Genomic DNA, 21,001 nt, shown 5'->3' on the forward strand with positions numbered 1-21,001 from the left:
AAGGACATTGCATGAAAAAGACATTGCTGTTGACCGCTCTGGCGGCCGTATTTTCGGTAAGCGTGGCTCAAGCAGCCGAGAAACTGATCGTTGGTGCTACGCCGGTTCCTCACGCGGAAATCCTGGAGTTGATCAAGCCTGATCTGGCTAAAGAAGGCGTGGATCTGGAAATCAAGGTTTTCACCGACTACGTGCAGCCAAACGTGCAACTGAATGAAAAGCGTCTGGACGCCAACTACTTCCAGACCAAGCCTTACCTGGATGGCTTCAACAAAGGTAAAGGCGCAACGCTGGTGACAGGTGTTGGCGTACACGTTGAACCGTTCGGTGGCTACTCCAGCAAGTTCAAGAAAATCGCTGACCTGCCAGAAGGCGCAACCATCGCCATCCCTAACGAAGGCAGCAATGCCGGTCGTGCTCTGCTGCTGTTGCAGAAGAATGGCCTGATCACACTGAAAAACCCGACCGATGCACTGGCGACCCCGAAAGACATCGCCACCAACCCGAAGAAATTCAAGTTCCGCGAGCTGGAATCGGCTGTACTGCCACGTGCACTGGGCCAGGTTGACCTTGCGCTGATCAACACCAACTACGCGCTGGAAGCCAAGCTGAACCCGCAGAAAGACGCGCTGATCATCGAAGGTGCCGATTCGCCTTACGTGAACTTCCTGGTGACCCGTTCCGATAACGCTCACACCGACGCTATCGAGAAACTGTCCAAGGCCCTGACCAGCCAGAAAGTAAAAGACTTCATCAACAAGAAGTACGACGGTGCGGTACTGCCTGCATTCTGATTGCTGAGCTGAACACGTAATACCCAACGCCGACGCTGGCAACAGCGTCGGCGTTTTTGTTTCTGGCGAGAATCTGTAGGAGCTGCCGAAGGCTGCGAATTGCGGTCTGTCTGATACAACGCTTTCGCAGCCCTCGTAACCTCGGTCAGCTCCTACAGGTGTCCGCCTTGAGTGCCTAGCTCAATCCGGACTATCCATATGCAATAACGATATTTAAATTTCGATTCTTATACCTATAAAGTCATGGCTCATTACCACCAGTCTTCTGGAGTCTGAGTCATGTCAGCAGCGTCCCTCGCGTCATCACCTGTTCACGCCGAACCTCAGCAGTTCGAGGTGCGCCCGTTCGCCGAGAAAGTGGGCGCGGAAATCGTTGGGCTGGACCTGTCCCGACCGCTGAATGACGCTGACTTCGCCCGCGTACACCGCGCACACCTGGATTATCACGTCGTGGTGTTCCGCGATCAGCAGATCACCCCACAACAGCAGATCGACTTCAGCCGCCGTTTTGGCGTGTTGCAGATCCACGTCCTCAAGCAATTCCTGCTGGCTAACCACCCGGAAATTCTCATCGTTTCCAACATCGTGGAAAACGGTCAGCCCTTGGGCCTTGGCGATGCGGGCAAGTACTGGCACTCGGATCTCTCCTACAAAGAACTGCCAAGCCTGGGCTCGATGCTCTACGCACAAGAACTGCCGAGCGAAGGCGGCGACACGCTGTTCGCCGACATGCACCTGGCCTGGGACACCTTGCCGGAGCATCTGCGCAAAGCTGTTGAAGGCCGCTCTGCCGTACACAGCTACACCTCGCGCTATCGCGACGGGCACAACGCTCAAAACTGGCGCCCAACCCTGACCGCCGAGCAGTTGGCACAAGTCGTTGTGGTCAGCCATCCGATCGTGCGTACGCATCCGGAGAACGGCCGCAAGGCGCTGTTCGTCAGCGAAGGCTTCACCACGCATATCGTCGGTCTGCCGGAAGACGAGAGTCAGCAGATTCTCAATGAGCTGTACGCCCACAGCGTGCGTCCTGAAGGGGTCTATCGCCACAAATGGGCGCCCAACGACATGGTCTTCTGGGATAACCGCTCGCTGATCCACTTGGCAGGCGGCACGCCTGACCATCTGCGTCGCCGCTTGCACCGCACCACCATTCAGGGCGATGCGCCGTTCTAATACCGGGAGCTTTTAATGACTGTTCTGCAAAGCCACACGGCTAGCGCAAACTCGATTGCGCAACAGGTCGACCAGCCCGCTGCTGAAGCCCTGCTGCAAGTCCAGAACGTAAGCCTGGAATACCGCACGCCCGAGCGTGTGGTGCGGGCGACTCATCAAGTCAGCTTTGAAGTTGATCCGGCTGATCGCTTCGTATTGCTTGGCCCTTCGGGTTGCGGCAAATCCACCTTGCTCAAGGCTGTGGCGGGTTTCATCAAACCCAGCGAAGGGCAGATTCGTCTGGCTGGCGCTGAAGTTCATGAGCCAGGCCCGGACCGCATCGTGGTGTTCCAGGAGTTCGACCAGCTGCCGCCCTGGAAAACCGTGATTGAAAACGTGATTTTCCCGCTGCTGGCCTCGCGCACCTTGAAGCGCAAGGAAGCATTGGAGCGTGCGCATTACTACCTGGCGAAAGTCGGGTTGAGCGCCTTTGCCGATGCCTACCCGCACACCTTGTCTGGCGGCATGAAAGCCCGCGTGGCGATTGCTCGCGCGCTGGCGATGCAGCCGAAAATCCTGCTCATGGACGAACCCTTCGCTGCGCTGGATGCGCTGACCCGTCGCAAGATGCAGGAAGAGCTGCTGGAGCTGTGGGAAGAAGTGCGCTTCACGCTGCTGTTTGTCACGCACTCGATTGAAGAGGCGCTGGTGGTCGGTAACCGCATCTTGCTGTTGTCGCCGCATCCGGGCCGTGTGCGGGCTGAAATCAACAGCCATCAATACGACCTGAAAAGCCTTGGCGGCGTTGGTTTCCAGCAAACCGCCCAGCGCATTCACCGGCTGCTTTTCGACGAAGGCGAAGAGCAGGCCGTTGATCGCGAGCTGAACTTCCAGGACATCCGGATCGCTTATTAACACCGCCTACTCCGGTAGGAGCGAACTTGTTCGCGAGGCGATCTTCCTGGCAACACAGGTCGAATGTCTCGCTAACAAGTTAGCTCCTACCTGTGGAGTGTCGAATTCAGAGAACACACCATGAACATCCGTCAAGAATACGAAGTCACGCTGGAGCCTTTCACTCAGGAAGACCTGGCCCGTGACATCCCGCTGGCGCAACGCATCTGGCAAGTGAGCTGGGTGCGTAAAACCGTGATCCTGATCGTGCTGGCCGTGCTCTGGGAAGTTGCTGCGCGGATTCAGAACAACGACCTGTTGCTGCCCAGCTTCCTGCAAACCGCTGCTGCGTTTTATGACGGCATCCTGTCGGGTGAACTGATCAACAAGGTCTGGATTTCCCTGACCGTGCTGATCCAGGGCTACGTGATCGGTATCGTCCTGGCCTTTGCCCTGACCACGCTTGCGGTGTCTACCCAACTAGGCCGTGACTTGCTCGGCACATTGACCGCGATGTTCAACCCGCTGCCTGCCATTGCGCTGCTGCCACTGGCGCTGCTGTGGTTTGGCCTGGGGCAGAACAGCCTGATTTTTGTGTTGGTGCACTCGGTGCTGTGGGCGTTGGCGCTCAATACCTACGCGGGCTTTCTCGGCGTCTCGGAAACCCAGCGCATGGCCGGCCGCAACTACGGCCTCAAAGGCTTGCGCTTTGTCTGGCACATCCTGATTCCGGCGGCGCTGCCGTCGATTCTGGCCGGTCTGAAAATTGGTTGGGCATTCGCCTGGCGGACCCTGATCGCGGCTGAACTGGTGTTCGGCGCATCGTCCGGCAAAGGCGGCCTGGGCTGGTACATCTTCCAGAACCGCAATGAGCTGTACACCGACAAAGTTTTTGCTGGCCTGGCCGCGGTCATCCTGATCGGCCTGCTGGTGGAAAACCTGCTGTTTGCCAACATCGAACGCCTGACCGTCAAGCGCTGGGGTATGCAGCGCTGATTTAACTGAAAACACTTAAACCTTGTGGGAGCAGAGCTTGCTCGCGATAAGGCTGAATGCGATCCAAAGTGAACCGCGTCCAGCTTTATCGCGAGCAAGCTCTGCTCCCACAGATATCAACAACATTTCTGATATGGGGTTTCAAATGGCAATTCCTTTCAAGCGCTCAGCCATCATCGCTCTGGCAGCCACCATCGGCCTGCTCAGCGGCGGCGCACAGGCCGAAGGCAAGATCAGCATCGCCCAGCAGTTTGGTATCGGTTACCTGATTCTGGACGTGGTGCGTGATCAAAAACTGATCGAGAAGCACGGTAAAGAGCAGGGCATCGACATCAAGGTTGACTGGAACAGCATCTCTGGCGCCACCGCCATGAACGAAGCACTGCTGGCTGGCGCGCTGGACGTAGTATCCGCGGGCGTGCCGCCGATGCTGACCATCTGGGACCGCACCAAAGGCAAGCAGAACGTTAAAGCCATCGCGTCGCTGGGCTCGATGCCCAACTACTTGCTGACCAACAACCCGAACGTGAAAACCCTCAAAGACTTCACCGACAAAGACCGCATCGCCGTGCCAGCCGCTGGCGTGGGCTTCCAGTCGCGTACCTTGCAGATCGAAACTGCCAAAGAGTTCGGTAACGACAACTTCAAGAAATTCGACAACATCTCGGTAAGCCTGCCGCACCCGGACGCCACGTCGGCGCTGATTTCGGGCGGTTCGGAAATCACTTCGCACTTCTCCAGCCCGCCGTTCCAATACCAGGCGCTGGAAAACAAGAATGTGCATAAAGTGCTGAGTTCTTACGACGTGCTGGGCGGTCAGGCTACGTTCAACGTGCTGTACACCACCGAGAAATTCCACGACGAAAACCCGAAAACCTACAAGGCGTTCTACGACGCCCTGGCTGAAGCCGAGAAAATCATCAAGGCCGACAAACCTGCTGCCGCCCAGACCTACATCCGCGTAGAGCAATCCAAGCTGGCGCTGCCGTTTGTAGAGAAGATCGTTTCCGATCCGGAAATCGACTTCACCATCACCCCGCAGCGAACCTTTATTTATGCTGAAAAACTGCAAGAGCTGGGTGTGTTGAAAAACAAGGCGGCGAGCTGGAAGGATTACTTCTTTGAAGAAGCCCATGGTGGTGCGGGTAGCTGATACCAGTCTGGAATATCCATCCACTGGCTGGCGTTGACCCTTGTGGGAGCTGGGCTTGCCCGCGATAAGGCTGAATGCGATCTAAAGTGAATCGCGTCCAGTCTTATCGCGGGCAAGCCCAGCTCCCACAAATCGCTATCCTTCCGACCCTGATCTGTAACTTCAACTCACGAAAAACACCCCTTTGAAGGCCCTTTCCTGCGGCTGTTTCCCTTTCTTCTGTGTGAAGTTTCCTAGAAAATCCTGAGCCCTTGCGCGTGCCAATTCCGGACACTAGGCTGCGCCCGTCACTGACCAATCAGTGATCGGGTTTAGCAGCCTGTCTGGACTACGTAACGTGCAATTACCGCTTTATGGCGGCTTTGCGTGGGGCACTTTCGAGTGCGCCGGATGCTTGCGTATGTCCACCGGTCTGCTAACCCGCGACGAAGCCGCCACCCCTTATTCGTTTAGCAGCGAACATCCGGTGGCCTAACCGGACATACGCAAATGAAAAAATTAACACCGGATCCACCGCTACCAACCCTCGAAGAGTCGCTGCTCCATGTCAGCGACCTACTCCGCTGCGCAGCCGCCACCGCCTATGAAACCGGCGATACCCTCAACGGCTCCAAGCGCGACCTTGCCTTTTCCGTCGTCCACCTGATCGCCATGGCCAAAGCCGAACTCGACCGCTCACTGGAACGCGTCGAACCCCGCTGAAGTTGGAGCACCGTGCTGGCACTGTTGAAATGAAGTCCTCATGTGGGAGCAGGGCTTGCCCGCGATAAGAACACCTCGGTTGCAGATAGATCACCGATACCTTATCGCGGGCAAGCCCTGCTCCCACAGGCTCAGTGCCAGCCGATACCCTGATTCCGGCCGTTTCACCCTCTTCTGCACAACCAATCACACACCTCAAGGAACCCTGATCTACGCTTAGAGTCGCATAGTCACGGCGCCACCCACTGTTTACAGCGAGGCACGCGCACGGCATCCGCATAAGGAGTCTGCATGCCCGTTTCCCCCTCTAAATTGGCGTTGTCCGGTCTGACGCTGGCGTTGGCCATTCTCGCCGGCTGCGGCAAAGAAGAAGCCCCTCCGGCCAATCTGCCACGCGTTTACGTGCAAGAAGTCGCAACTACTGACTACGCCGCTCAGGTGGCCCTGACCGGTGATGTTCAGGCGCGGGTGCAGACGCAGCTTTCATTCCGCGTGGGCGGCAAGATCATTCAGCGCATGGTGGATGTGGGCGATCGGGTCACGGCCAGGCAAGTGCTGGCGAAGCTTGACCCCAAAGACTTACAGACCAACGTCGATTCCGCCGTCGCTGCTGTCGCTGCCGAACAGGCGCGGGTGACGCAAACCCGTGCGGCGTTCGTGCGACAGGAAAAACTGCTGCCCAAGGGTTACACCAGCCGCAGCGAGTACGATTCGGCGCAAGCCGCGTTGCGAAGCAGCCAGAGCGCGCTCAATGCGGCTCAGGCGCAGTTGGCCAATGCCCGTGAACAACTGAGTTACACCGCATTGATCGCCGACGCGCCGGGTGTGATTACTGAACGTCAGGCGGAGGTTGGGCAAGTGGTGCAGGCCACTGTGCCGATTTTCGGCCTGGCCCGTGACGGCGAGCGTGACGCGGTATTCAACGTCTATGAGTCACTGTTCGCCCAAGCGTCCGGCGATGAACCGGTGGTGGTGACGCTGCTGGATAACCCGCAAATCAAAACGGTCGGCAAAGTCCGTGAAGTGACACCCGCCGTGTCAGCCGAAACCGGCACCGTACAAGTGAAAATCGCCCTCGAAAAATTACCCGCTGGCATGGACCTCGGTTCAGTGGTCAGCGGGTCGCTGAACGCGCCGGGCAAAGCCAGCATCGAACTGCCGTGGGCCGCGTTGACCAAAGGTTTAGGTGATCAATTGGGCAAGCCAGCCGTGTGGGTGGTGGACGATCAAGGCAAAGCCAATTTGCGTGCCGTCACCGTTGGCCGTTACCTGACTGCCAAAGTCATCATCACCGATGGCCTGAAGGCGGGTGAGAAAGTGGTCGTGGCCGGTGGGCAGTTGTTGCACCCGGACATGCAGGTGGAAATAGCCGCCAGCGAGAAACAGAAAACCGCGAAGGTGCAGCCATGAAGCGTTTGTCGTGGTTGCTGTTGCTGCCATTCTTGAGCGCGTGCAGCAAAGAAGAGCCTGCGCCGGAACCGGTACGCCCCGTGCTGCATGTCGAAGCCAACGCGATTTCCGAGGAAAGCCTCGGACGTTTTGCAGGCAACATCGAAGCGCGCTTTGAAAGCACCCTGGGCTTTCGTGTCGGCGGACGGATCGCGCAACGCAGCGTGGATGTCGGCAGTGAAGTCGCCAAAGGCGCGCTGCTCGCCACGCTGGACCCTACCGATCAACAGAACAACGTGCGTGCTCGCCAAGGCGATCTTGCCCGCATTCAGGCGCAGTGGATCAACGCGCAAGCCAATGCCCGTCGTCAGCAGGAGTTGTTCGACCGTGGCGTGGGCGCTCAAGCGCAACTGGACATCGCCCAGACCGATCTGAAAACCACTAACTCGTCACTGGAGCAGGCCCGTGCAGCACTGAGCCAGGCTCAGGATCAACTGGGTTACAGCGAATTACGAGCCGATCACGCAGCGGTTGTTACTCGCTGGCAGGTAGAGGCCGGGCAAGTGGTCACGGCCGGGCAGGAGGTCGTAACGCTGGCCCGTCCGGACGTCAAAGAAGCAGTGATCGATTTGCCTGGAACCTTGGCTGATCAGTTGCCCAAAGGCGTCGAGTTCAAGGTCGCCAGCCAACTTGATCCGCAGATCAACACCACCGCGACGTTGCGCGAAATCGAGCCGCAAGCCGAACGCACCACGCGCACCCGCCGTGCGCGCCTGACCCTGGCAGAGACGCCGGAAGCCTTCCGCCTTGGCACCGCAATCAGCGTCAGCCTCAGCTCGGCCATCGCCTCGCGCACTGAGTTGCCGATCAATGCTTTGCAGGAGGTCGATGGCAAGGCGCAGGTGTGGATCATCGACCGGCAAAACCAGACGGTAAATCCCCGGACGGTGAACGTCATCAGTCGTAGCAGTGACAGTTTTGTATTGAGCAACGGGATCAAACCCGGCGAGTGGGTGGTGAGCGCCGGGGTCAACAGCCTCAAGCCGGGCCAAAAAGTTAAAGTCGATGAGGAAAGCCCGCGATGAAAGGGAGTTTTAACCTGTCCGAGTGGGCCATCAAACACCAGTCCTTTGTCTGGTACCTGATGTTCGTCGCGCTGTTAATGGGCGTGTTTTCCTACATGAATCTTGGGCGTGAAGAGGATCCTTCCTTCACCATCAAAACCATGGTCGTACAAACCCGCTGGCCGGGCGCGACGGTGGACGAAACCCTGGAGCAAGTCACCGACCGCATCGAGAAGAAGCTCGAAGAGCTGGACTCGCTGGACTACGTGAAGAGTTACACGCGTCCGGGTGAGTCGACGATCATGATTTTCCTGCACGACACCACTTCTGCCGGGGACATTCCGGAGATCTGGTATCAGGTGCGCAAGAAGATCGATGACATCCGCGCGCAATTCCCTCAAGGCACCCAAGGACCGTTTTACAACGACGAATTCGGTGATGTTTACGGGTCGATTTACGCGTTCACGGCGGATGGTTTTTCCATGCGCCAGTTGCGCGATTACGTCGAGCAAGTGCGTACGGAAATCCGTGAAGTGCCAGGGCTGGGCAAGGTCGAAATGATCGGCCAGCAGGACGAAGTGCTGTACCTGAATTTCTCCACCCGCAAGCTGGCGGCGCTAGGTCTGGATCAAAGCCAGGTGGTACAGAGCCTGCAATCGCAAAACGCGGTCACACCGGCGGGTGTGATCGAGGCCGGGCCGGAGCGGATTTCGGTGCGGACCTCGGGGCAGTTTGCATCAGAGAAGGATCTGGCAGAGGTCAATCTGCGCCTCAATGATCGTTTCTACCGTTTGAGCGACATCGCTGACATCACCCGTGGCTATGCCGATCCGCCCAAACCTCTGTTCCGCTTCAACGGCAAGCCAGCCATCGGCCTGGCCATCGCGATGAAGAAAGGCGGGAATATTCAGGAGTTCGGTAAAGCGCTGCATGGGCGTATGGACGCCGCAACCGCCAATCTGCCGGTGGGCGTCGGTGTGCATAACGTGTCGGATCAGGCCGAAGTGGTTGAGAAGGCCGTCGGCGGCTTCACCAGCGCGCTGTTTGAGGCGGTGGTGATCGTGCTGATCGTCAGCTTTGTCAGCCTCGGGATACGCGCCGGGTTGGTGGTCGCCTGTTCGATCCCGCTGGTGCTGGCCATGGTCTTCGTGTTCATGGAATACAGCGGCATCACCATGCAGCGGATTTCCCTCGGCGCGTTGATCATCGCCCTCGGCTTGCTGGTGGATGACGCGATGATCACGGTGGAGATGATGGTCACGCGCCTGGAGATGGGCGAGACCAAGGAGCAGGCCGCGACTTACGCCTATACCTCGACCGCCTTTCCGATGCTGACCGGTACGCTGGTGACTGTCGCCGGGTTTGTGCCCATCGGCCTTAATGCCAGCTCGGCGGGGGAATACACCTTCACGCTGTTTGCGGTGATTGCCGTGGCGATGCTGGTGTCGTGGGTCGTGGCGGTGTTGTTCGCGCCGGTGATCGGCGTGCACATCCTGAGTGCCAACATCAAAAAGAAAGACGAAAAAGAGAAGGAAGGGCGGATCGCCCGAGGCTTCAACAACAGCATGTTCTGGGCGATGCGACATCGCTGGATCACGATCATTTTCACCATTCTGCTGTTTGTGGGGGCAGTGTTCTCTATGCAGTTCGTGCAGAACCAGTTCTTCCCATCCTCGGATCGGCCAGAAGTTCTCGTCGACCTGAACCTGCCACAAAACGCTTCGATCAATGAAACCCGCAAGGTGGTGGACCGTTTTGAAGCGACGCTCAAGGACGATCCGGACATTGAGCGCTGGAGCACTTACATCGGCCAGGGCGCCTTACGCTTCTATCTGCCGCTGGACCAGCAACTGGAAAATCCGTACTACGCGCAGTTGGTCATCGTCAGCAAAAGCCTGGAGCAGCGCGCCGATTTGACCGACCGCCTGAACAAGCGTCTGCGCGAAGAGTTTGTCGGCATCGGCAGCTTCGTTCAGCCGCTGGAAATGGGGCCGCCGGTGGGGCGTCCGCTGCAGTATCGAATCAGCGGCGAAAACATCGACAAGGTCCGCCAGCACGCCATCGAACTGGCCACACTGCTGGACGCCAATCCTCATGTCGGCGAGATGATTTACGACTGGAACGAGCCAGGCAAAGTCCTGCGCATCGACATCAATCAGGACAAGGCGCGGCAGTTGGGCTTGTCGTCCGAGGACGTCGCCAAGCTGATGAACAGCATCGTCAGCGGCTCGCCTGTCACGCAGGTTCGCGACGACATTTACCTGATTGACGTCGTGGGCCGTGCTGAAGATGCAGAGCGTGGCTCGCCGGAAACCCTGCAGAATCTGCAGATTGTAACGCCGGGCGGTACGTCAATTCCGTTGCTGGCGTTTGCGACGGTGCGATACGAACTGGAGCAGCCGCTGGTCTGGCGTCGTGACCGCAAGCCGACCATTACGGTTAAAGCGGCGGTAGCGGATGACATGCAGCCGACGGATCTGGTCAAGCAGCTCAAGCCTGAGATCGACAAGTTTGCTGCGGGTTTACCGACTGGCTACAAGGTCGCGACTGGTGGCACCGTCGAAGAAAGTGGCAAGGCCCAAGGCCCGATTGCCAGCGTTGTGCCGCTGATGATCTTCCTGATGGCGACGTTCCTAATGATCCAGCTGCACAGCGTGCAGAAGATGTTCCTGGTCGCCAGCGTTGCGCCATTGGGCTTGATTGGCGTGGTGTTGGCGCTGATTCCGACCGGTACGCCCATGGGCTTTGTGGCGATCCTCGGGATATTGGCGCTGATCGGCATCATCATCCGTAACTCGGTGATTCTGGTGACGCAAATCGATGCGTATGAGCGCGACGGCTACTTGCCATGGGACGCCGTGGCCGAAGCGACCCAGCATCGTCGCCGTCCGATCCTGCTTACCGCCGCGGCTGCTAGCCTGGGCATGATCCCCATCGCCCGCGAAGTCTTCTGGGGCCCGATGGCCTACGCCATGATCGGCGGCATTATTATCGCCACCCTGCTGACGCTGCTGTTCCTGCCCGCGCTGTATGTGGCGTGGTACCGGATTAAGGAGCCGAGTGATGAGCAGCGGGAGCAGGCTGAAAAGGGTGGTGAGCCAGCTGTAAATCATTGACTCAATCGTCGGAATGCCGCCCAGACCAAGCCCGGCTCCCACAGCAAAAGCAAGCGCTGTGGGAGCTGAGCTTGCTCGCGATGGCTGCGCCTCGATTCGAGAAGCAGATACATCCAGCCAATTAATCCAGCGCTGTAGATCACCTGCCTGACCTACCTTTTGAGTTCCACTAGAGCTCAAAGGCAATGGAATGCGATCACCTCATCAATCTCGACAGTTACGCATTGGCCGCCACAGTGAAAAAGGCCGGATTTATCTCGTAACTGCTAACACCAAAGACCGCCAGCCGATCTTCGGCGATTGGCGAGTAGGTCGTCTTGTGGCGAAGCAGTTTAGGTTGGCTGAGCGTGACGGGTTGGCTCAGTCACTTGCTTGGGTAGTGATGCCTGATCACTTTCACTGGTTGCTGGAGCTAAAGAGTGGTTCGTTGAGCCGAGTGGTTGCGCGGACAAAGTCTCGCGCTTGCGTGGTGGTGAATGATCTTCAAGGCCGGACCGGAAGTATCTGGCAGCGCGGCTTCCATGACTATGCGATTCGGCAAGAAGAGGATTTAAAGGGCTTGGCTCGGTATCTGATCCTGAATCCTGTGAGAGCAGGACTGACCGAGCGAGTGGGGGATTACCCGCTTTGGGATGCTGCGTGGATTTAACCCATTTCGTAGATTGAGTCGAGGCCATCGCGAGCAAGCTCTGCTCCCACAGGAAATCGCGTTTATCTGGTTGAAATGCAGTCACTGTGGGAGCTGGGCTTGCCCGCGATAAGGGCGACTCGGTCTCAGGCTTTACGCCAAACACTCGCCAACCAAGGCTGCTGGTTCCGAGGCAAACCTGCCGGGCGATAGTAATGCTCCAACTCCACAAACCCCGCAGCGGTGAGCAGTTCTTGCCAGGATTCCAGAATCTCGTAGATCGAGTCGAGGCCATCGCGAGCACGCTCTGCTCCCACAGGAATCGGGTTTATCTGGCTGGAATGCAGTCACTGTGGGAGCTGGGCTTGCCCGCGATGAGGGCGACTCGGTCTCAGGCTTTACGCCAGACACTCGCCAACCAGGGCTGCTGGTCCCGAGGCAATCCAGCCGGACGGTAGTAATGCTCCAACTCAACAAACCCCGCAGCAGTGAGCAGTGCTTGTCAGGATTCCAGAATCTCGTAGATCGAGTCGAGGCCATCGCGAGCACGCTCTGCTCCCACAGGAATCGGGTTTATCTGGCTGGAATGCAGTCACTGTGGGAGCTGGGCTTGCCCGCGATAAGGGCGACTCGGTCTCAGGCTTTACGCCAAACACTCGCCAACCAGGGCTGTTGTTCCCGAGGCAACCCAGCAGGGCGATAGTAATGCTCCAACTCCACAAACCCCGCAACGGTGAGCAGTTCTTGCCAGGATTCGGATTCCGTAGATCGAATCGAGGCCATCGCGAGCAAGCTCTGCTCCCACAGGAATCGCGTTTATCTGGCTGGAATGCAGTCACTGTGGGAGCTGGGCTTGCCCGCGATAAGGGCGACTCGGTCTCAGTCTTTACGCCAAACACTCGCCAACCAGGGCTGTTGTTCCCGAGGCAACCCAGCAGGGCGATAGTAATGCTCCAACTCCACAAACCCCGCAGCGGTGAGCAGTTCTTGCCAGGATTCGGATTCCGTAGATCGAATCGAGGCCATCGCGAGCAAGCTCTGCTCCCACAGGAATCGCGTTTATCTGGCTGGAATGCAGTCACTGTGGGAGCTGGGCTTGCCCGCGATAAGGGCGACTCGGTCTCAGGCTTTACGCCAGACACTCGCCAACCAGGGCTGTTGTTCCCGAGGCAACCCAGCAGGGCGATAGTAATGCTCCAACTCCACAAACCCCGCACGGTGAGCAGTTCTTGCCAGGATTCGGATTCCGTAGATCGAATCGAGGCCATCGCGAGCAAGCTCTGCTCCCACAGGAATCGCGTTTATCTGGCTGGAATGCAGTCACTGTGGGAGCTGGGCTTGCCCGCGATAAGGGCGACTCGGTCTCAGGCTTTACGCCAGACACTCGCCAACCAGGGCTGCTGGTCCCGAGGCAATCCTGCCGGACGGTAGTAGTGCTCCAACTCAACAAACCCCGCAGCAGTGAGCAGTGCTTGTCAGGATTCCAGAATTTCGTAGATCGAGTCGAGGCCATCGCGAGCAAGCTCTGCTCCCACAGGAATCGCGTTTATCTGGCTGGAATGCAGTCACTGTGGGAGCTGGGCTTGCCCGCGATAAGGGCGACTCGGTCTCAGGCTTTACGCCAAACACTCGCCAACCAAGGCTGCTGGTCCCGAGGCAAACCTGCCGGGCGATAGTAATGCTCCAACTCCACAAACCCCGCAGCGGTGAGCAGTTCCTGCCAGGATTCCAGGTCGTGATATGAGCCATACCGGGGGCCGTTCCAGCCTTCGCGGTTGTCGCCACGGGGGTTGGAGCTGAAGAGGACGCCGCCCGGTTTCAGCGTGGCGTGCAGTTCGCTCAGCACGCGCGGCAGTTCCTGTTTGGGGATGTGAAACAGCACGGCGTTGGCGAAGATGCCATCGAAGCGTTCAGCAGGCAGGTCCAGCTCAAGGAAGTTCTGCTGCCACACTTCGCAGCCCGTTTCAGCGCGGGCCATTTCGGCAAAGCGCTCGGAGCCGTCCAGGCCCACCGGCGCATGGCCCATACCGCTGAACGTCTGCAGATCACGGCCGGGCCCGCAGCCGAAATCCAGAATCTGCCACGGCGCCGGGCCTTCAATGTGGCGCAGCAACGCGGCAATGTTCTGGCTGACGTCGTGGTCGCGGGTGCCTTCGCGGAAGTCCTCGGCCACCTGGTTGTAGTGGCCAAGGGTTTTGTCGGTGATCTGTGCGAGGTCTTGCGCTTGGAGCTTCATGGCGACTCTGTCTGAGCAGTGAGGCGCCAAATATAACTCACTTAGCGCTTGTTCAGACCTCTGGCCAGACGATCGCCGCCCAGTTGAATGACTGCAACGAGAATCACCAACAGCACGATCACGGTCAGCATGATCTGGCTATCGAAGCGCTGATAGCCGTAGCGGTAGGCGATGTCTCCCAACCCGCCCGCGCCAATCGCGCCGGCCATGGCCGAGGAGTTGATCATGGTCACCAGTGTGATGGTGAAACCACCGACGATGCCCGGCAGTGCTTCAGGCAGCAGCACGTGCCAGATGATGTGCCAGCGGCGGCAACCCATGGCCTGCGCCGCTTCGATCAATCCGTGATCGACCTCACGCAAGCTGACTTCGGCGATCCGCGCAAAGAATGGCGTGGCGGCAATGGTCAGCGGTACCACCGCAGCCCAAACGCCATAGGTAGTGCCGACGATCATTCGGGTGAACGGAATCAGCGCCACCATCAGGATCAGAAACGGAATGGAGCGGAACAGGTTCACGAAGCCGCCCAAGACCTGATTGAGTGCAGGCGCTTCATAAATCCCGCCTTTGCCGCTGGTGACCAGAATCACTGCCAGCGGAATGCCCAACACCAGTGCGATAAACGATGAGACGCCGACCATCAGGAAGGTATCGATGGCGCCTTGCAGCAAGCGATCAAACCACATAGCCCAGTACCTCCGCGTGTTGCGCTTGTTTGCGCGCCTGGTTCAACAGGGTGTCGACGCTGTGCGGCGAGCCAGCCACTGACAGCAGCAGGTGGCCCAGCGCACGCCCTTGAATCCGTTCAACACCGCCTTGCAGCAAGCTGACGCGGCCACCGAGTGCCGCGAACAGCGCAGCCAGATCCGGCTCTTCACCGCTGTCGCCCGTGAAGTGCAGGTCCAGCACGACTTTGGCATCAGGGGTTTGCGGCTGGGCAGCCAGTCGCGCTTGAAGGTCTTCCGGCAAGCCATGCTGCAGAGGTGCGAGCAGGGTTTTGCTGACCTCATGCTGCGGGTTGCCAAACACTTGCCAGACCGGGCCCTGCTCGACGACACGGCCTTGTTCGAGCACCACGACGCGGTCGCAGATATCGCGAATCACGGCCATTTCATGGGTGATCAAAATGATGGTCAGGCCCAGGCGCTGGTTGATCTCGCGCAGCAGACCGAGGATCGACTGGGTGGTCTCAGGGTCCAGCGCTGAAGTGGCTTCGTCGCAGAGCAGAATCGCCGGGTCATGCACCAGCGAGCGGGCAATGCCCACGCGCTGTTTCTGGCCGCCGGACAATTGCGCCGGGTATGCCTTGTGCTTGTCTTGCAGGCCCACCAGTTCCAGCAGTTCAGTGACTTTGCGCTGGCGCTGTTCCTTGGGCACGCCCGCCACCTTGAGCGGCAGCTCGACGTTTTGCCATACGGTTTTGGCCGACATCAGGTTGAAGTGCTGGAAGATCATGCCGATGCGACGGCGCAGCTCCACCAGCTTGTCTTCATTGAGTTCGCCAATGTCGGTCTGCTCGATCAGCACCCGGCCGCTGCTGGGTTGTTCCAGGCGGTTGATGGTGCGGATCAGCGAGGATTTGCCCGCGCCGCTGCGGCCGATGATGCCGAAAATCTCGCCTTTCTGGATCGCCAGGTCGATGTTTTGCAGCGCATCTACCGGGCCTTGCTGACCCTGATAGGTTTTGCCCAGATTAATGAACCGCACGTGCGCGCGGTTCAGGTCGGCGTGCAGTTCGGCCTTGGTTGTCGAATGATCTGCCGAGTGCGCTGCGCCCGTGGGTTCGAGTGGCAGTTGGCGTTGCACGGATGCATTCATATCAACCTTCCCAGCCGGCTTGGTAGAGCTTGCCGTTAACCTTGTCCAGCGTGGCGCGCACGACTGGCGAGTGCTGGTAGATGTCGATGAATTTGGCCAGGCGTGGATCATCTTTGCTCTGCGGCTTGATCACGAACTGGATGACGTATTCCGGGTGATCAAGACCGTCAAAGAGGATGGCCGATTCGGCGTCGAAGGTTTTCGACAGGCGAATGTAGGCGGGGTAGCCCTGAACCAGATCAGCGTCGTCATAAGCGCGAACCAGTTGCACGGCCTCGACCTGAATCAGTTTGAGCTTCTTCGGGTTGGCGACGATGTCTTCCTCGGTGGCCTTGTAGCCCACGCCTTGCTTGAGGGTAATCAAACCGGCCTTGGCCAGCAGTTGCAGACCGCGACCGCTGTTGATCGGGTCGTTGGCGATGGCCACGGTGGCGCCGGTTGGCAGTTCATCGAAGCTTTTGTACTTCTTGGAGTACAGGCCGACGTTGTTGATGATCCCCGGCGCGTATGGCACCAGATCAAACCCGGCCGCTTCTTTGGCGTTGGTCAGAAACGGAATGTGCTGGAAGTAGTTCACGTCGATATCGCCCGCCGCGAGGCTGACGTTGGGCGCGATCCAGTCGGTGAATTCCACCAGCTCGACCTTCAGGCCTTGCTTGGCTGCTTCCTGGACAGCGGCTTCCAGCGGGATGGCGAAAGCGGCGGTGGTGCCGACTTTAAGAGGCGCGTCCGCTGCATGGGCGGTGAGGGCTAAGAGGCTGAGTGCCAGGGTGCTGATGAGTTTTTTCATGGTGGATGTCCGATGTGTTGCAGGGGTTAGTTGTGTTGTTTGTTTGGTTTGATCGCATTCAATTGTGGTAGCCAGGCTTGCCTGCGATTGGGTTTCCACGCCATCGCGGGCAAGCACCGCTCCCACAGGATCTACGCCATCAGCGGGATCTGTAGCTCGCTCCGACATGCTGCTCTGGCAACCGCGCGCCGCCCTCTGGAAAAAGCTTCTCGCGCAGACTGCCGCTGTCGTAAGCGGTTTTGTAGGAGCCTCGGCGTTGCAGCTCGGGGATCACCAGGTCAATGAAGTCCACGTAGCTTTCCGGGGTGACGATGCGGGTCAGGTTGAAGCCGTCCAGACCGGTTTCGGCGATCCACGATTCCAGCTCGTCGGCGACCTGTTCAGGTGAACCCACCAAGGTGATGTAGCGCCCGCCCAAGGCGTGCTGGTCGAGCAGTTTTTGCCGGGTCCAGTCGTTGTTCTTGAGGTTCTTGGTCGCCGATTGAATGGCGTTGCTCTTCACGTACTGGATCGGTTCATCCAGCTCGTACTGGGAGAAATCGATGCCGGTCGAGGCGGCGAAGTGCGCAACACCGGCTTCGGCGCTGGCGAACTCGCGATACTCCGCAAGCTTGGCCTGCGCTTCGGCTTCGGTTTTGCCGACGATCACGTTCAGGCCCATGAATACTTTGATGTCTTGCGGGTTGCGCCCTGCCGCGACGGCACTGGCGCGCACCTTGTCGACCTGCTCCCGGGTCGCGGCTTTGTTCTGGCCGCTGATAAATACGCATTCGGCATGTTGCCCGGCGAACTGCAGACCGCGATCCGAGCTGCCGGCCTGGAACAGCACCGGGGTACGTTGAGCGGAGGGTTCACACAGGTGATATCCCTCAACCTGATAGAACTCGCCTGTGTGCCTGACTTTGTGAACCTTGTCCGGCTGGGCGTAAACCCGCTGCTCGCGATCATTGATGACCGCGTCGTCTTCCCAACTGCCTTCCCAGAGTTTGTAGAGCACTTGCAGGTATTCGTCCGCCTGATCGTAGCGGCGGTCATGTTCGACTTGCTCAGTCAGGCCCATGGCCCGCGCAGCGCTGTCCAGGTAGCCGGTGACGATGTTCCAGCCCACCCGGCCACGACTCAGGTGATCCAGCGTCGACATGCGCCGGGCAAACAAATACGGTGCTTCGTACGTGAGGTTGGCGGTCAGACCGAAGCCGAGGTTTTTGGTAACGGCGGCCATGGCGGAGACCAGCAGCAGCGGATCATTGACCGGCAACTGAATGGACTCTTTGAGCGTCACGTCCACCGAGTTTTGATAAACGTCATACACGCCGACGATATCGGCGATGAACAAGCCATCGAACAGGCCCCGCTCCAGCAGCTGTGCCAGTTCGGTCCAGTATTCGAGTGTGTTGTATTGGGTCGAGGTGTCCCGTGGATGGGTCCACAAACCATGGTTGATGTGGCCAATGCAGTTCATGTTGAAGGCATTGAGCAGGATCTTTTTCTTCGCCATCAAATCGTCCCCCGCAGTGGAGGATTTTTGTCATTGAGGTAGTAATTGCCGATGGCGTGATACTTCCAGCGTACCGGGTCGTGCAGCGTGTGGACGCGGGCGTTGCGCCAGTGCCGGTCAAGGTCATGCTCGGCCAGAGTCGCCTGACTACCAGCGAGTTCGAACAGCGTGCTCCCCGCCGCGAGTGAGATTTCAGTGCTGATGGCGCGGGCTTCGGCGACGGCAATTGATGCGGCGGCCACGGTCTCGGCGTTAGTGTCTGCCTGGGCGATATTCAGATACTGCCCGGCCCGGTCCAGCAGCGCTTCGGCGGCATACAGACGAATGCTCAATTTGCCGAAGCTGCTCAGGGTCAGCGGATCGTCCACGGCCTTTTCGATGCCGGAGTCGATCCAAGGGCGGGTGCGCGTACGAACGAAGTGCAGAGCGTCTTCGAAAGCAGCGCGGGCGATGCCGGTGTCGATGGCTGCATGGAGGATTTGTGCCAATGGCCCGACGGTGGTCGGGCGCTCGAATGCGCTTTGGAATGCCACGACGTCGCGAGCGTCCACGTAGACGTTTTCAAAGACCACCGAGCCGCTGCCGGTGGTGCGCTGGCCGAAGCCGCTCCAGTCGTCGATGACGGTCAGGCCCTCACTGTCAGCGGGCACGAAAGCCAGTTGCTGAACGCCGTTTTCGTCGATGACCGAAGTCGGAATACGCTGGGCATACAGTGCGCCAGTCGAGTAAAACTTGCGGCCGTTGATGCGATAGCCGTCGCCGTCGCGACTCAGGCGGGTGGTGCGATCGTGGGCTGTCTTGGTACCCAGTTCGGCCAGCGCATTACCGAAGCGCAAACCTGCCAATGCTTCGGCATACAGACGCTGCTGCTGTTGCGGGCTGCCGTTAACGCGCAGTACTTCAAGTGCATAGAAATGGTTCTGAGGAATTTGCCCCAACGACCCATCCGCCTCGGCGATCAGGCGGATGACTTTCGCCAGGGTGACATTCGACACGCCTGCGCCGCCAAATGCCTTGGGCACGCTGATGCCCCAAAGGCCCGAGGCGCTGAACAGATCCAGTTCGGCATGGGGTAGCCGACGCTCCTGATCACGCACCGCGCTTTCACGTTTGAAGTGAGCGGCGAGTTCCTGGGCAATGTGCAGGGCCTGTTCATCGTTTTCGATCAGGGCAGCCCGTTCCCGCAGTGGGGATTGCAAACTCATAACGTTGTACTCCAGTGGTCTGGTTTAAATCCACGAATGGCGGGCGGGCAGGGTGCCGTTGAGGTGCCACGCGCCGACGGCGTGGTATTTCCAGCGCACAGGGTCATGGAGGGTGTGAACGCGGGCGTTGCGCCAGTGTCGGTCGAGGTTGAACTCGGCCAGGGTGGCGCGGCTACCAGCCAGCTCGAACAGTTTTTCGCTGGCTAGCAGTGACACTTCAGTGGTCAGCACCTTGGCGCGGGCAACGGCTATCGAGGCGCGTGCAGCGGCGTATTCGTCGATGGGGCTGGCGTTGACTTCATCAAGGACTCTGGCCGCTTCGCGCAACAGCGCTTCAGCCGCGTGCAGTTCCAGTTTGAGTTTGCCGATGTCGGCGATCACGTAGAGGTCATCACCGGCGCGCTCGACCTGAGCGTCGACCCAAGGCCGGGAACGCTCACGCACGAACGAGATGGTGTCGTCGATGGCGCCACGGGCGATGCCTGCGTCGATGGCCGCCTGGATCAGTTGAGAGACTGCGCCCTGAATATTGGGTGTCAGCGACAGACGCCAGTTTTCGACCACCTGTTCGGCGTCAACCGGCACGTTGTCGAGCAGTACGGTTCCGCTCGCGGTGGTGCGCTGGCCGAATCCCGACCAGTCGTCGACGATTCGCAGGCCCGCGCTACCCCGTGGCACAAAGGCCATGATCTGCTGGCCTTGATCGTTCAGCGCCTTGACTGCGACCCAGTGTGCGAACAATGCGCCCGTGGAGTAGAACTTCTGGCCGTTGATGACCAGACGCCCTTTGTGATGGGTGATGCGAGCCTTGAGCTCCAGAGTGTTTTTAGTGCCGCGTTCAGGTCCGGCATTGCCGATCCGCCAGCCGTCGAGCACGCTCTTGAGCAACACCTTTTTCTGCTGCTCGTTGGCGCTGCCCAGCAACAAGTGGATGATGCCGAACTGGTTTTGCGGGATCTGGCCCAGCGCCGGGTCAGCGGCAGAGATGATCTTGAATACTTCAGCGATGGTGACGAACGATACTTGAGGCCCGCCATACGCGCGCGGAATGGAAATACTGCCCAAGCCACTTCGGGTGAACGCTTCGATCTGCTGCCAAGGGAGCAAGCGTTGAGCATCACGCTCTGCAGCCTGCAGGCGGGCTTGTGCAGCCAATGCGTGGGCGGCTTCGATTGCCTGGGCGTCATTTTGTAATATCCGCGCAGGATGCAAAGGCGGCGCGATATCCGCGTCGTTATCAATCAGGGTGGTGTGAGACGTTGAAACGACCATTCAAACCTCGCAAAAACGCCGTCCAGAGAAGGCGAAGAAAAAACACGATGTCCGGTGGTCCGGTGCATATACCCTAAGGCGACTAAAAAATTAAATATACGAATTTTTTGGAATAAGCATAGAAGGCTAAATCACGGCTGCTCATGCGGTCTGAGCGTAGGTCAGGCAGGAGCCGAGCAGAACAATAAGAATGCATAGTTTGACGGGCTTGCTTACTTTCATGAGGAGTGTCCTGAATGGCAATAGCTTGTTCAGGGAAGCCTAGTCAGTTGTTTGTATAGGTTATGCCGG

18 protein-coding genes and 6 pseudogenes are annotated in these 21,001 nt (G+C 58.7%); 11 read left to right on the top strand and 13 right to left on the bottom strand.

Features of this window, described 5'->3' with window-relative positions; all coding sequences use genetic code 11:
* Positions 1-11: 11 nt before the first annotated feature.
* The 11 genes from ABRP31_RS00365 (at position 12) to ABRP31_RS00415 (ending at position 11,912) form a co-directional block, all read left to right on the top strand.
* The gene (locus tag ABRP31_RS00365) at positions 12-794 is read left to right on the top strand and encodes a MetQ/NlpA family ABC transporter substrate-binding protein (protein WP_349971330.1); all 783 of its coding nucleotides are present in this window, start codon (positions 12-14) and stop codon (positions 792-794) included.
* 279 nt (positions 795-1,073) lie between these two features.
* The gene (locus tag ABRP31_RS00370) at positions 1,074-1,970 is read left to right on the top strand and encodes a TauD/TfdA family dioxygenase (protein ID WP_349971331.1); all 897 of its coding nucleotides are present in this window, start codon (positions 1,074-1,076) and stop codon (positions 1,968-1,970) included.
* Positions 1,971-1,985: 15 nt separating this feature from the next.
* A complete protein-coding gene (locus ABRP31_RS00375) occupies positions 1,986-2,864 on the top strand; it encodes an ABC transporter ATP-binding protein (protein WP_349971332.1) in 879 nt (292 codons plus the stop codon).
* 120 nt (positions 2,865-2,984) lie between these two features.
* Complete coding sequence (locus ABRP31_RS00380; protein WP_349971333.1) at positions 2,985-3,839, top strand: ABC transporter permease; 855 nt, start codon at positions 2,985-2,987, stop codon at positions 3,837-3,839.
* Between the two features lie 145 nt (positions 3,840-3,984).
* Positions 3,985-4,992, top strand: coding sequence for an ABC transporter substrate-binding protein (locus ABRP31_RS00385; RefSeq protein WP_349971334.1), 1,008 nt, complete (start codon positions 3,985-3,987; stop codon positions 4,990-4,992).
* 337 nt (positions 4,993-5,329) lie between these two features.
* Positions 5,330-5,467 carry a hypothetical protein gene (locus ABRP31_RS00390; RefSeq protein WP_349971335.1) on the top strand — a complete coding sequence of 46 codons (138 nt, stop codon included), beginning with the start codon at positions 5,330-5,332 and terminating at the stop codon, positions 5,465-5,467.
* Positions 5,468-5,481: 14 nt separating this feature from the next.
* On the top strand, positions 5,482-5,694 hold the full coding sequence (locus ABRP31_RS00395) for a DUF6124 family protein (protein WP_349971336.1): 213 nt from the start codon (positions 5,482-5,484) through the stop codon (positions 5,692-5,694).
* 291 nt (positions 5,695-5,985) lie between these two features.
* A complete protein-coding gene (locus ABRP31_RS00400; protein WP_349971337.1) occupies positions 5,986-7,104 on the top strand; it encodes an efflux RND transporter periplasmic adaptor subunit in 1,119 nt (372 codons plus the stop codon).
* Complete coding sequence (locus ABRP31_RS00405) at positions 7,101-8,168, top strand: efflux RND transporter periplasmic adaptor subunit (protein WP_349971338.1); 1,068 nt, start codon at positions 7,101-7,103, stop codon at positions 8,166-8,168. Before ABRP31_RS00400 ends, ABRP31_RS00405 begins: the two co-directional genes overlap by 4 nt.
* On the top strand, positions 8,165-11,263 hold the full coding sequence (locus tag ABRP31_RS00410; protein ID WP_349971339.1) for an efflux RND transporter permease subunit: 3,099 nt from the start codon (positions 8,165-8,167) through the stop codon (positions 11,261-11,263). Before ABRP31_RS00405 ends, ABRP31_RS00410 begins: the two co-directional genes overlap by 4 nt.
* 190 nt (positions 11,264-11,453) lie before the next feature.
* Positions 11,454-11,912, top strand: coding sequence for a transposase (locus ABRP31_RS00415; protein WP_349971340.1), 459 nt, complete (start codon positions 11,454-11,456; stop codon positions 11,910-11,912).
* A gap of 125 nt (positions 11,913-12,037) precedes the next feature.
* Here ABRP31_RS00415 and ABRP31_RS00420 read toward each other — a convergent pair.
* The 13 genes and pseudogenes from ABRP31_RS00420 to ABRP31_RS00480 form a co-directional block, all read right to left on the bottom strand.
* Positions 12,038-12,169 (bottom strand): annotated as a pseudogene (locus tag ABRP31_RS00420) (SAM-dependent methyltransferase); the annotation flags it as partial.
* A gap of 113 nt (positions 12,170-12,282) precedes the next feature.
* Positions 12,283-12,393: pseudogene (locus ABRP31_RS00425) on the bottom strand (SAM-dependent methyltransferase); the annotation flags it as partial.
* A 134-nt stretch (positions 12,394-12,527) separates the two neighbouring features.
* Positions 12,528-12,644, bottom strand: a pseudogene (locus tag ABRP31_RS00430) (SAM-dependent methyltransferase); the annotation flags it as partial.
* A 126-nt stretch (positions 12,645-12,770) separates the two neighbouring features.
* Positions 12,771-12,890 (bottom strand): annotated as a pseudogene (locus tag ABRP31_RS00435) (SAM-dependent methyltransferase); the annotation flags it as partial.
* A 123-nt stretch (positions 12,891-13,013) separates the two neighbouring features.
* A pseudogene (locus ABRP31_RS00440) lies at positions 13,014-13,129 on the bottom strand (SAM-dependent methyltransferase); the annotation flags it as partial.
* Positions 13,130-13,255: 126 nt separating this feature from the next.
* A pseudogene (locus ABRP31_RS00445) lies at positions 13,256-13,366 on the bottom strand (SAM-dependent methyltransferase); the annotation flags it as partial.
* 134 nt (positions 13,367-13,500) lie between these two features.
* The gene (locus ABRP31_RS00450; protein WP_349971014.1) at positions 13,501-14,127 is read right to left on the bottom strand and encodes a methyltransferase domain-containing protein; all 627 of its coding nucleotides are present in this window, start codon (positions 14,125-14,127) and stop codon (positions 13,501-13,503) included.
* A 41-nt stretch (positions 14,128-14,168) separates the two neighbouring features.
* Complete coding sequence (locus ABRP31_RS00455; protein WP_095092916.1) at positions 14,169-14,813, bottom strand: methionine ABC transporter permease; 645 nt, start codon at positions 14,811-14,813, stop codon at positions 14,169-14,171.
* Complete coding sequence (locus tag ABRP31_RS00460; protein ID WP_349971015.1) at positions 14,803-15,945, bottom strand: ATP-binding cassette domain-containing protein; 1,143 nt, start codon at positions 15,943-15,945, stop codon at positions 14,803-14,805. Before ABRP31_RS00460 ends, ABRP31_RS00455 begins: the two co-directional genes overlap by 11 nt.
* A 1-nt stretch (position 15,946) precedes the next feature.
* Entirely contained in the window at positions 15,947-16,735 is a 789-nt protein-coding gene (locus ABRP31_RS00465; protein ID WP_349971016.1) for a MetQ/NlpA family ABC transporter substrate-binding protein, read from the bottom strand.
* Between the two features lie 139 nt (positions 16,736-16,874).
* Entirely contained in the window at positions 16,875-18,233 is a 1,359-nt protein-coding gene (locus tag ABRP31_RS00470; protein ID WP_349971017.1) for an LLM class flavin-dependent oxidoreductase, read from the bottom strand.
* Entirely contained in the window at positions 18,233-19,438 is a 1,206-nt protein-coding gene (locus ABRP31_RS00475) for an SfnB family sulfur acquisition oxidoreductase (protein ID WP_349971018.1), read from the bottom strand. Before ABRP31_RS00475 ends, ABRP31_RS00470 begins: the two co-directional genes overlap by 1 nt.
* Before the next feature lie 24 nt (positions 19,439-19,462).
* Positions 19,463-20,710 carry an SfnB family sulfur acquisition oxidoreductase gene (locus ABRP31_RS00480; protein WP_349971020.1) on the bottom strand — a complete coding sequence of 416 codons (1,248 nt, stop codon included), beginning with the start codon at positions 20,708-20,710 and terminating at the stop codon, positions 19,463-19,465.
* Between the last annotated feature and the right edge of the window lie 291 nt (positions 20,711-21,001).

Origin of the sequence: Pseudomonas caspiana (assembly GCF_040224095.2) — a bacterium.
Taxonomy (GTDB): domain Bacteria; phylum Pseudomonadota; class Gammaproteobacteria; order Pseudomonadales; family Pseudomonadaceae; genus Aquipseudomonas; species Aquipseudomonas caspiana.